Here is a 12636-nt window from a genome sequence, read left to right as displayed (position 1 = left end):
ATGTAATTAATTTAAAGAATACCCCAATGTTTTAGCCTCCCAAAAGTATCTAATTTCGTATTATGGAGGCCAAACGAATACAGGAACATATACCTGACGATTTCATTCAACTGTCGAAGGATTACATAGGAGAGGAGATTTTCAACCATTCTAATAGTCCACTGGTATTTGTTACCACAAGAGGAATTATTCTTAAATATAACAGAGCATTCAAGGGCCTTTCATTATCAAAGTCTAGCGAGCTGGAAAAGCTCAATTTACTTGATTTTTTTGGTGATACTTCCAGAGTGGCATTCAAGGAAATGCTTGGCTGGATTGCAAAAAAAGATAGTGAAATTAACAAGCAGCTGATCTTGGTCAATAATGCAACGGAGAAAACTATTTTTGATGTTACAATTAAGTCAATAGGTTCCGCCAAGCAACGCCTTGGATTGGTAATCTTTGAACCGGCCATGAGTCGAGATTCAGAAATTAAGAGCTCCGGTAAGCTTAGCCAGTTGTTTATAGCTATAAGCGATAACTTAAAAGAAGGTATTTACCGCAATTCCAGAGAAGAAGGAATGATCTATGTTAATAAGTCATTCGTAGAACTCTTTGGTTATCAGTCGGTAAAAGAAGTATTAAATGTTTCCCCCGCTAAATTTTACGCTGATAATGCTGACAGAAGCAGAATAGCAAAGGTGCTCCGTGAAGCCGATTACCTAACCAATGAAACGATCCTTTTCAGACGCAAAGATGGTTCTACTTTTTGGGGTTTGGTAAACTGTTCAGTTACACGAGAATATAATGGCACTACCTACTACGATGGAGCTATTATCGATATTACAGAGCAAAAGGATGCCGAAAACATTTTGCAACAAAAAAATCGCGAGCTCAAAAAAATCAATGCGCAGATGGATAGGTTTCTTTACAGTGCCTATCACGATATCAGATCGCCAATAGCATCGGTACTTGGGCTTACTAATATAATGCGCATGGAATTGCAAGACGAGCAGATGCTCAGCTACCTGGATAAGATAGACGAAAGCCTTAACAAACTAGATTACTTTGTAAACGATATTAAGTACTTCTCTCAGAATGCACGTCAGCATATAACCAGCAAAAAGATTGACTTCCCGGCACTAGTAAATGAAGTCTGGAAGAAGTTTAAATATCAGCACGATCTTATTGAACTACAATTGAAGATTGATGACGACAAGTTTTTCTTTTCTGATTCTTCCAGAATTATGCTCATTCTGGAAAACTTGTTCAAAAACTGCATTCAGTTTAGCGATAAAACTAAAAATGAACACTACATAAAAGTGAATGTTCACCTCAGCTATGATAAGGCTACTATTGAAGTTATAGACAATGGTATAGGCATTGGAAAGCAGCACCTCGATAAGGTCTTTAATATGTTCTACAGAGGTAGTGAGTCATCGAAAGGTTCCGGCTTAGGCCTTTATATTACTAAGGAAACGGTGCTCAAATTAAATGGAAATATTAGCATAGAATCTGAGGTAGGTTTAGGCACCATTGTTAATGTAGAAATACCTAATGATAAAAAAGGCAGGCTTATGACTCGTAAGTTTTTGCTTCAAAGCAGGTAGTAAAACTACTCTATCCGCACTACGTATTTTCACTAGTTTTTCTACTGATTATATAGACCTCAAAATACACAATTCTCACAATTGAGGCGCCCTTAAATCTGCACTACATTTGGCTTAACAATTTAGTCTTTTTAATGGACGCTACAATTGAATATAAAATCTCAAACTAAACTATAGTAATATGGCACTCGGAAAAAACTCTCAAAAAGAAACACTTGCTGAAGGCAAGCAAAATGGAAAAGCAAAAGCCAATACCGACAAGCATGAAGAAGATTACAGCTCGGTGGATTTTCTTCAGGTTTTAGAAGGCTCAGTGCTCTCGGTTGTAATGATTGATCAGCGTGGGTCCATTCAATATTTTAATAATTCAGCTGAAAAGTTATGGGGTTACAGTAGAGAAGAAGTAATTGGTCAAAATGTAAAAGTACTCACACCCGATGATATAAGACCTAAGCACGATGGTTACCTGGAAGCATATAACAAAACAGGTAAGCGCAATGTAATGGGTGGCGCTAGAGAAGTGAATGCAAAAACCAAAGATGGTAAGCTGGTTCCTATTAATCTTACTCTAAGCGAAAGCGAATCCAATGGGGTGAAAACCTACACCGCTTTCATTCAGGACATTACTGAGAAGAAGAGATTAGAACAAGAGGTTCAAAATCAAATGGAAGAGATGAGTGCTCAAGAAGAGGAACTTCGTCAAAACATGGAGGAGATTACTGCTACGCAAGAAGAGATGGAGCGTAAGCAGTTGGAAATGACAGGAACCATGAATGCAATTAACACAACCTCTGCATTTATCGAATTTGACCCACAAGGTAATATTCAAAATGCTAATGATTTGTTCCTTAATACTACCAAGTATGAGTTAGATGAGATTGTAGATAAACATCATCAAATATTTTGCGAGGAAGAGTATGTTAAGTCCAAAGAGTATAAAAACTTTTGGGCAGATCTTGCAGCTGGCAAACCTCAGACTGGTGAGTTTAAGCGAGTGGCTAAAGATGGCTCTGAAATTTGGCTTCTGGCCAGCTACACCCCAGTATTTAACGCACAAGGCGAAGTAGCTAAAGTAATAAAACTTGCTAGCGACATTACGGCATCTAAATTAAAGAATGCCGATTTCGAAGGTCAGCTAGAAGCCATTGGTAAATCACAAGCTGTAATTGAGTTTGAGCTAGATGGTACCATCAAAACAGCTAACGAAAACTTCCTAAATTTAGTAGGTTATAATATTAAGGAAGTGCAAGGCAAGCATCATAGCATTTTCGTTACTGAGGAATACAAAAAAAGCAAGGAATATAAAGACTTCTGGCAGAAGTTGAATGAAGGTCAGTTTGAGGCAGGTGAATTCATGCGCTTAACTAAAAATGGTGATCATATCTGGATTCAGGCTTCATATAACCCTATTCTTGATCTCAATGGTAAGCCATATAAGGTTGTAAAGTATGCAACTGATATTACAGAGCAGAAAAAACTTGAGCAGGAAGTGCAGAATCAAATGGAGGAAGTAAGTGCTCAGGAAGAGGAGCTTCGTCAGAATATGGAAGAACTTACCGCTACGCAAGAAGAGATGGAGCGTAAGCAACTTGAAATGCAAGGCACCATGAATGCTATAAACTCTACTTCTGCATTTATTGAGTTCGATATTGATGGAAATGTTGTCGTGGCAAATGATTTATTCCTTCAAACTACCAAATACTCATTGGAAGAAATAGAGGGCAAACATCATAGAATTTTCTGCGATAAGGAATATGCAAATTCTAGAGAATATACAATTTTCTGGAATGAACTCAAAGCAGGTAAATCTCAAACTGGGGAATTCAAAAGAATCGCTAAAGACGGCACTGAAATTTGGTTGTTAGCCAGTTATACCCCAGTATTAAACGGTCAAGGTGAAGTAATGAAGTTTATCAAACTGGCGAATGATATCACCGAAAGCAAACTTAAAAATGCCGATACCAGTGGCCAGTTAGAGGCTATAAGTAAGTCATACGCCACCATTGAATTTGATTTGGATGGCAATATTCAAACAGCCAATGATAACTTCCTGAATACTGTTGGTTATTCTCTAAATGAAGTTCAAGGCAAGCATCACAGAATGTTTGTAGATAAAGAATATGCGAATTCGGCCGAGTATGCTGACTTCTGGAAAAAGCTGAAAAGTGGACAGTTCTTTTCGGGTACTTATACTAGAAAAACAAAAAGTGGAGATGACTGCTACATTCAGGCTTCTTATAATCCAATTTTCGACTTAAATGGCAATCCTTATAAAGTAGTGAAATACGCAGTAGATGTAACTGAGTTTACTACTGCTCTAAAAGCAGTGAGCGCATTTGTAGGTGAGTTGAGAGATGGAAATTTCGATGCTCAAATAACAGTAAGAGCGGAAGGTGATGTTGGCAAGATGATCGAGGATAATATCGCATTAAAAAATACACTTAAAGAGATCATCGCAGATGTAAATGAAGTGGTGAGACAAGCTGGTGAAGAAGGTAACCTCAATGCGAGATTGAAAAACGAAGGTCGATTAGGCACCTGGAAGCAACTGGTAGATTCTCTTAATATGCTGCTTCAATCAATTGCCGAACCGGTACTTGAATTCAACTCGATCATCACCGAGATGTCCAAAGGAGATCTTTCAAAACGATTTGAAATGAAAACCAATGGTGACTTAAAGAACATGGCAGAATCGTTAAACACGGCCATTGCGAACCTTAACGGTCTGTTAAGTAACATCTCCGAAAATGTGAATGTTGTTTCAGACTCTGCGAAGAATACACTCAGTAAATCTGAAAGTATGAAGAGCAATACAGATGAGATGGCTTCAGCAATTTCTCAGATGGCGAAAGGTGCTCAGGATCAGGCTCAGCGAACAGACGAATCTTCCAAACTTGCCGAGGAGGTATTAGCGTCAGCAGATGATATGGAAAGTAAGTCTGACATAATTTATAAAGCGGCCGAAAAAGGTGTGGCCAGTTGCGAAAATGGTCTAAAGATCATCAAGAAGCTAGTATCTAATATGGAGGGCATCAATGATTCAGCAGGCCTTACCAATGAATCCATTAAGATTCTCACAGGACGAGCAGAAGAAATAGGCAGAACGCTAAATGTAATTACTGATATAGCTGCACAAACAAACTTGCTTGCACTTAATGCGGCCATTGAAGCAGCTAGAGCTGGCGAAGCAGGTAGAGGTTTTGCAGTCGTAGCCGAAGAGATCAGGAAGCTGGCAGAAGATTCTAGAAAATCGGCAGTTGAAATTGAGAAAATAGTGGGTGATGTGCAGAAGGATACTCAATCAGCCAGCAAGGCAATTGAAACAATGACTGTGAGTGTGAAAGATGGCTCTTCAGCCACAAAAGATGCCGAATCAATCTTCCAGGAAATATCTGCATCTAGTTCTGAAACGCTCAACTTCAGTGGTGCAATAAAAGAAGCCACTGTGAAGCAAAAAACTTCGATTGACACAGTTGCTAAAAACATAGAGCAAATTGTAGTGGTGGCCGAAGAAACAGCAGCAGGTACTGAGGAAATAGCAACATCGTCTCAGGAATTAAATAATGGTATGCAAGAAGTAGCAGTAAGTAGTAATCAACTGACAAAAATTGCATCTGACTTAAAAGCAGATATCAGCAAATTCAAACTTCTATAATTATGTCAACGGAAAAGAAGTCTTTAAAAGAGAAAGTACAGAAAGCCAAAGAACAAAAAGCTGAAGAATTGGATGACCTAAGTAACATTCAGCTGATTGTTTTCAAGCAAGGTGAAGAAGAGTATGCACTTAATATCGATCAGATCAAAGAAGTAGTAATAACACCTAATATTACCAAAATGCCACAGAGCCCTTCATACATAAAAGGCGTGGCCAATATTAGAGGTAACATTATTGCCATCGTTGATTTGGAAGAAAAATTCGGTATCAAATCTGAAAGAGATACTCTCAACGAAGGTGGCAAAAATTTCACGCTAGTAATTGAAAGTGAAGATGTAAAGATTGGGATCCTCGTAAAAGAGGTTCCCAATACCCTGGCAGTATCAAAAGGAGATATTGATGAGGCCGTCAACGTTATTCACAACTCCAATATGGATCAAAATTACATCACCGGAATCGTAAAAATTGATGGCCGGTTGGTCATTCTCATAGACGTTTTCAGGGTGGTGAGTGAATCAGATATTAGTTCGTCAAACAAAATAGCAGTTTAATTAAATAGCAAAGCAATGACAAAAAATGTATTAATCGTAGATGACTCATTGTACATGCGTACAGTGATTAAAGATGCTCTGGAGGCCAATGGCTTCACAGTAATTGGTCAGGCATCCAATGGAGAGGAGGCTATAGATTTGGCTTTCGAACTTCAGCCTGACTTTATCACACTGGATAATATCTTACCTGATATGATAGGCACGGATATTTTAAAGGTATACAAAGAAGAAGGTCTTACTTCTAAAGTAATCATGATCAGTGCTGTGGGGCAGGAATCCGTTGTAAACGAAGGAATAAGCTTAGGAGCCATTGATTATTTGGTAAAACCATTTACTAACGACCAGCTCATTGGAGCAATGGCTAAAGCCTCCTGACATGATAAAGACACTGGTAGTTGAAGATTCAGGCCTAATGAGAATTTTGATTACAGACATTCTGAAATCGGATAAATCTATTTCTGAAGTGCAAACTGCCAACAATGGTTTTGAGGCGATGCAAAAAGTCAGGTCCTATCAGCCGGATGTAATTGTTACCGATATGGTTATGCCCGAGTATGATGGCTTGTACCTGGTAAAGGAGGTAATGAAAGACTCTCCTAAGCCAATCATAGTATTAAGTTCTTTGGACCGCACTAATGCCCAGATTTTTGATGCCCTTAAATACGGTGCATTTGAATTTGTTGATAAACCTAAAAATGGTGAGGGCTTTAAAACAAATGGTTACTACCCATTGGTTGATTTAGTAAAAGAGGCCGCTAAAATCAATGTGCAATCACTCATTACAAAATCGATTAGAAGAAACAATCTAGCGCATACATTTCAGGAAAAACTGAATTATGACATTGTAGTCATAGGTTCATCAACTGGAGGGCCAGGAGCAATTGAGTGCTTACTAGAGGGGTTTCCTGCTAATTTTCCTGTACCAATAGTAATTGCGCAGCACATGCCGGAGCGGTTTATAGAGTCTTTTGCAGTAAGGATTAATGGCTACACTCCATTGAATGTATCTATTCCAAGAAAAGGTCAACCGCTTGAGCCGGGTCATATTTACATAGCCCCAGGCACCAAGAATATAATGATAAATAGGAGTCCAATAAGCAATACGCCATTGTTTAGCTTCACCTCAAGACATTATAAAGAATTCAATAACCCCTCGGTAGACTGTCTATTTGAGTCGGTAAGTGAAACGTATAAAGAAAGGGCCCTTTGTGTGGTGCTCACAGGCATGGGTAAAGATGGCACACAAGGTTTAAGCAAGATAAAAGCAAACAAGGGCTATGCAATTGTACAAGATGAAAAAAGCTCTGTGGTATTTGGTATGCCAAAAGCCGCACTCGATGCGGGTCTTGTAGATAATGTGGTTCCAATTAAAGAAATGGCAGGTTTTATAACAAGTTGTTTGTGCTAAAAACATTTTAATTATGAGCTCGAAAGAAGAAGAATATAAAGAAATTTTCATGGCAGAAGCCCAGGAGAATTTCGAAGAGATAAACAAGATTTTAACAGACCTTGAAAAAAATCTGGACGATAAAAACCTTGTCAATTCTTTATTTAGAATTACCCACACCTTAAAAGGTAACGCGGCAGGCATGGGCTTTAATGACATTTCGTCTTTAGCTCATGTAATAGAAGATCTTTTTGGTGAAGTACGAGAAGGTAAGCTGAAGCTGAATAAAGATATGTTTACCTCGCTTTTTAAAGCAGTAGACACATTAGGTGCACTTATTGAATCTTTAAAAGACGGCAATAAAGTAAGCTTCAGAGGTATTAAAACGAAGCTAGAAGTGCTTATCAGCAGGTCCAAAGAGGGTGACGAAGGCACTCCTGGCAAAATTGAGGAAAAGAAATCTGATAAAACTGAGCAGCCACCAGTTGCAAAGAAAAAAACTGCGCCTAAGAAAAGAGTAGCACATAAAGAGCAGGCCACGCCTACTGGTAATAAAAATCAGCAAGTAAAAAAGGCGGAAGAACCCTCGCAGGAAAGCGATATTAAACTAACTGAAGCGCAGCTGGCTAGCATCAATGAGTTAATCAATGAAAATGACGATGGTGAGGTTAGCGATGAGAAGTCTGAAATAGAAGTTGAAGACACAGGTACTAAAATTACCTTTTCCGACCTGGTTCAGGTGCCTGTTCGAAAGTTGGATAACCTTCTCAATCTGGTTGGCGAATTAATCATTGAAAGGGATAGAATCATAGCTGCCTATGAAGGGAATAGCAATGAGTATTCAAGATTAAACAGAATTTCTTCTGACCTGCAATACTCAGTGATGGATGTAAGGTTGGTACAGGTGGGATTCCTTTTCAATAAATTTCATAGAGTAGTACGCGATGCGGCAGCTGTAGAAAATAAATCAGTAAATCTGGATCTAAAAGGGGTTACAACAGAAATTGATCGAAACATACTTCAGATTATTAGCGATTCACTCATTCACCTCATAAGAAATTCAGTAAGTCATGGCATTGAGTCTCCGGCAGAACGAAAGAAAGTGGGCAAGCCAGAAGAAGGCACAGTCACCCTATCTGCCAGAAATGATAGTGATGGTGTAATTATTGAAATTATAGACGATGGCAAAGGCATAGATGTAGAAAGAGTTAAACAAAAGGCCATTGACAAGGGTTTGGTTACCAAGGAGATGCTACCGCTAATGAATCGAACTGAGTTGCTTATGCTCATTTTCGAAGCGGGCTTTTCTACATGCGATCAAGTCTCTTCACTTTCAGGGCGAGGTGTGGGAATGGATGTTGTAAAGAAGGCAATCGACTCTATTGGTGGTAACATAAACCTTAATACAGAAGCAGGAAAAGGAACAACCATTAGTCTGAAGCTTCCTTCATCAATGGCAGTAAAAGGCACACTGCTTTTCGAGAGTGACCATCAACAATATGCCATTCCTCTTTCATATACAGAAGCAGTAGTATCGTTTTACAAAAGTGAATTACATAAAGTAAGCAATGGATTAATTGCTACACATTTAGGCAAGACAATCTCTATTGTTTTCCTTCAGGACCTGTTCAATATAAAGCCCGGGCAAAATATTAATGCCCAAAAATTACTGCAAAGCTCCTATGACAACATTCACCCTGAACAGCAGCTGGATACAGTAATAGTTAGCTACAATGGCCGCACTGTAGGGCTGGTTGTTGATAAGCTTCTCCAACAAAAGGAGATAGTAGAAAAACCACTCATGAAACCTCTCGATCAGATAAAGTTACTAAGTGGTGTAACAATACTTGGTAATGGGCATGTATGTCCGGTGATAAACATTGCAGCAATTACCACCATGATTTTCAATATAAACCTGTCAAATCAAAAAGCTTAGAAAGATGAGTTATTTATCAAACACAGAACGAAATATAGCCGCTGACCTAATCGCTCAGGGGTACCAAAAGGCTGCGGATTCATTTTCGACCATGGCAAAACAAAAAATAACAATTAACCCAACTTCTATAGAAATTTCAAAAGACGATTTAAAAGTTATTAAATCCATTAAACATGATAACGAGCTCATTTTAATCACAACCAGTATCATTGGTGAGCTAGCCGGCAAAAGTTATTTAATCTTCAATGAAGAAGAATGCGATGCAGTATATGCAGCTTGTATGCCTTTTAATGAAGACGAATATTCAAGAATGATGGAAGGTGAGGCTATTCTAAAAGAGCTGGATAACATCCTGTCAGCAGCAGTAATCACTGAATTTTCTAACTATTTAGATGTAATGATTTTTGGTGATGTGCCAGTGCTTTCACGGTCAAATCAGGCAGCAGTTAAAAATAAAGTGATCAATGACTTTAGTAACGATTCTTCAAATTCGGGCTACTTCATGATTGCAAATACACAGTTTGTATTTGAGAATAACACCAAACTTCAGCCTCAATTTATTTGGAAAATGGCCGAGGGCTTTATGGATAAAGTCAAGGAAGTGTCAAGTAAAAAAGTGGCTTCATAATAAACAAAAAACCAATATCATGAAATCGACCAACAACTATAATGGAGATACACTAAGGAGAGTAACAAAGTTATTCTTAATCATAGCTATTGGGGCATCCTGCTACTGGCTTAATAATATTTTTATCACCTCGTCCATCTTAGTTGCAGCCCTGGCGGTTGAATGGTATACACAAAAGAAGCTTACTAATAAAGTGAAGGACATTATTGGCGATGGAGAAGGACACAGTTTTTCTGACATCGAGAAGCTTATTTCTGGATATAAAAGTGGCATGAACGAGGCGGCATCGCTAATAAGTGCATTAGGTCAGGAAGGGGAGCGTAAGTTCGAAAGTTTAAAAGAAGATGATCAATTGGCCGTCTCTATCAAAGCTGTAGATCAAAAACTCAAAGACTATACCGAAGAAGAGAGAAAGCGTAATTGGGGAGTAGAAGGGCTGGCAAAATTTGGCGAAATATTGAGAAGTCATGACATAGAAATTTCAGAGCTCTCCAAAATCGTTATCAGCAATCTCGTCCAATATTTAAATGCAAATCAGGGAGGCTTATTTCTATTAAAAAGAGCGGAGGGAGATGAGTATTTAGAATTAATGTCGTGCTATGCTTATGGCAAAACGAGGATAAGAGAAAAAAGGATAGAAATAGGGCAGGGGTTAATAGGTCAATGTGTATTAGAAAAAGACACTATTTACTTGCTCGATGTACCACAAGATTATGTGCAAATAACTTCAGGGTTGGGCGAGGCAACAGCGGCCAATGTAATTATCGTACCTCTTAAAATTAATGAAGTGGTATATGGCGTAGTAGAAATTGCTACGTTCGATCCACTTAAAAAATATCAGGTGGCATTTGTAGAGCAATTGGCTGAAAATATAGCCTCTGTATTTGCTTCTCTCTCAAATAACGAGAAAACCAAGGAGCTTTTAGAAGAAGCTAACACACTTACTTCAGAGCTGCAATCTCGTGAAGAGGAAATGCGCCAGAATATGGAGGAACTAACTGCTACTCAAGAAGAGATGAGCAGAAACCAGGCGGAATTAAATGGCGTGTTCGGTGCAATTAATAAAACAATTGCTTCTGTTACTTTCGAATTAGATGGCTCTATCATTGATGCCAATGATATTTTTACTAGCATTACCGGCTACACTAAAGAAAAATTGCTGAACCTCAATTATCTAAAAATCATTCCTGATGAGGATAGGGATAAACCACAGACTAAGCTCATGTGGACGAATCTTAGGGAAGGAAAGTTTTTCAATGGTGAGTTTAAATTAAAGGATATTGAAGGTAAGGAGCTGTGGCTTACTGGTACTTTCAACCCTATTAACAACATAGACGGTGAGCCCTATAAAATTATGATGTTTGCCCAGTTTAATACGGCAGAAAAAGAAAAACAAAAAGATTTAACAGGTACAGTAATGGCCTTAAAGAATACAACTCCAATTATGGAGCTAAATGCAGATGGTACCTTTAAAAATGCCAATGAGTTGTTTTTTGATCAGTTTGGTTATAAACGGCTAGAGTTACGCAAAAAGCCCTTTTTAGAGTTTATTAAAGACAAAACCTTCGAGGAGGAAATTCCTGACATTATACACAGGCTGGAAGATCATCAATTCATTGAAAATGACTTGGTGTTTATAGATTCATCAGGTAATCTCAAAAGCTACAGAACCACTTTCACTCCTATTTTTAATCTTGAAGATAAGCTTAGCAAAATTGTGGTGGTATTAATTGATAGAGAAGTTGTAATGAAGTTGTAATGGCGCTAACGAAAGAAGAGATTGATTCATTTACTTCTGTTTTATTTCAAAGATATGGGCTGGATTTTACATGCTACGAGCCTCAGTCTTTAAATAGGAGATTAAACAGGGTGCTGCATGTCTTGAAAATTGATACACTTCACGACTTATGGTCAGCCATGCTGAAAGATAAAAACCTCATTTTTAAATTCATGGATGAAATAAGCGTTGGGCTTACTTCCATGTTTAGAGACCCGATGATGTGGAGTGGTTTGAGAACAGTTTTATATAATGAATTCAAGGGTAGATCTAAAATTGACATATGGAATGCCGGTTGCTCAACGGGTGAAGAGGTATTTACTCTTGCAATAGTTTTGAAGGAAATGAACCTGCTAGAACAGGCTAATATTTTGGCCACGGATATGAACCAAACAGCGCTACAGGTAGCTAAATCTGGTATATATCATAAGGTAAAAATGGTTGAGTACGAGAGTAAGTTTAAGGAGTATAATCGCTTCGGTAACTTTTCTAAATACTATTTACCGCATGAATCAATGCACGTACAAATGAATCATGAATTAAATAGTGCTGTAACTTATAAATATCATAATCTAATTACCGACCCCGTTAATGGCAGCTACGACTTCATTTTTTGCAGGAACGTGATGATTTACTTTGATGCTCCTGCAAAAGCAAAACTGATGGAAAAATTTTTAAGTGTTTTAAAGCCCGGAGGTTATTTTATACAAGGCTTTTTTGATTCTATTCTATCAGAAGATGAAAAAAGTAATTTCAATTCCGATCTTGTGAAGCTCAGAATATTTAGAAAAGTAAAAGGACAAGCTCTTCAGCAAGATTCTTTCAGAAGAACAGCCTAATTAACACTCATTTACTTCGCAAAAGCATAGTAAACCTGCTTATATCTTAAGGCCAGTTGGTTTACAGAAAGTGAATGAAGCTCATCAAAAATCTCGCTATCAACATTAAAGTTATTGTTTAAGATAATGTTGATGATGCTGGTTATGTACGTAATTTTCATGATAGTTACTTACAGTTTTCTACGTAATTATACGTAATTAACACAGTTGGTAACTCAAGTGTTTGATTTTTTTTTATCTTGTATGCTACTTGCTTCGCAACATCAACCCACAA

General features: G+C 38.0%; 10 protein-coding genes. 9 read left to right on the top strand and 1 reads right to left on the bottom strand.

Going from position 1 to position 12636, the window contains the following annotated elements; translation table 11 throughout:
• Nucleotides 1-62 precede the first annotated feature (62 nt).
• From JR347_RS00400 to JR347_RS00360, 9 genes are all read left to right on the top strand, one after another.
• Nucleotides 63-1589 (top strand): PAS domain-containing sensor histidine kinase, encoded by a 1527-nt coding sequence (locus tag JR347_RS00400; protein WP_205722093.1) that lies wholly within the window; start codon nucleotides 63-65, stop codon nucleotides 1587-1589.
• 181 nt (nucleotides 1590-1770) lie between these two features.
• A complete protein-coding gene (locus JR347_RS00395) occupies nucleotides 1771-5244 on the top strand; it encodes a PAS domain S-box protein (RefSeq protein WP_205722092.1) in 3474 nt (1157 codons plus the stop codon).
• 2 nt (nucleotides 5245-5246) lie between these two features.
• Nucleotides 5247-5795, top strand: coding sequence for a chemotaxis protein CheW (locus JR347_RS00390; RefSeq protein WP_205722091.1), 549 nt, complete (start codon nucleotides 5247-5249; stop codon nucleotides 5793-5795).
• 15 nt (nucleotides 5796-5810) lie between these two features.
• Nucleotides 5811-6170 (top strand): response regulator, encoded by a 360-nt coding sequence (locus JR347_RS00385; protein ID WP_205722090.1) that lies wholly within the window; start codon nucleotides 5811-5813, stop codon nucleotides 6168-6170.
• 1 nt (nucleotide 6171) lies between these two features.
• On the top strand, nucleotides 6172-7203 hold the full coding sequence (cheB, locus tag JR347_RS00380; protein ID WP_205722089.1) for a chemotaxis-specific protein-glutamate methyltransferase CheB: 1032 nt from the start codon (nucleotides 6172-6174) through the stop codon (nucleotides 7201-7203).
• Between the two features lie 13 nt (nucleotides 7204-7216).
• On the top strand, nucleotides 7217-9118 hold the full coding sequence (locus JR347_RS00375; protein ID WP_205722088.1) for a chemotaxis protein CheA: 1902 nt from the start codon (nucleotides 7217-7219) through the stop codon (nucleotides 9116-9118).
• A 4-nt stretch (nucleotides 9119-9122) separates the two neighbouring features.
• Entirely contained in the window at nucleotides 9123-9746 is a 624-nt protein-coding gene (locus tag JR347_RS00370) for a hypothetical protein (RefSeq protein WP_205722087.1), read from the top strand.
• Between the two features lie 19 nt (nucleotides 9747-9765).
• Complete coding sequence (locus JR347_RS00365) at nucleotides 9766-11505, top strand: PAS domain S-box protein (RefSeq protein WP_205722086.1); 1740 nt, start codon at nucleotides 9766-9768, stop codon at nucleotides 11503-11505.
• Complete coding sequence (locus JR347_RS00360) at nucleotides 11505-12362, top strand: CheR family methyltransferase (RefSeq protein WP_205722085.1); 858 nt, start codon at nucleotides 11505-11507, stop codon at nucleotides 12360-12362. The genes JR347_RS00365 and JR347_RS00360 overlap by 1 nt, the downstream gene beginning before the upstream one ends.
• Nucleotides 12363-12373: 11 nt before the next feature.
• Here JR347_RS00360 and JR347_RS00355 read toward each other — a convergent pair whose 3' ends face one another.
• Complete coding sequence (locus tag JR347_RS00355; protein ID WP_205722084.1) at nucleotides 12374-12523, bottom strand: hypothetical protein; 150 nt, start codon at nucleotides 12521-12523, stop codon at nucleotides 12374-12376.
• Nucleotides 12524-12636: the final 113 nt, after the last annotated feature.

The organism is Fulvivirga lutea, from assembly GCF_017068455.1.
GTDB classification, from domain to species: Bacteria; Bacteroidota; Bacteroidia; order Cytophagales; family Cyclobacteriaceae; genus Fulvivirga; species Fulvivirga lutea.
This window is presented reverse-complemented; position numbering and strand designations above follow the sequence as displayed.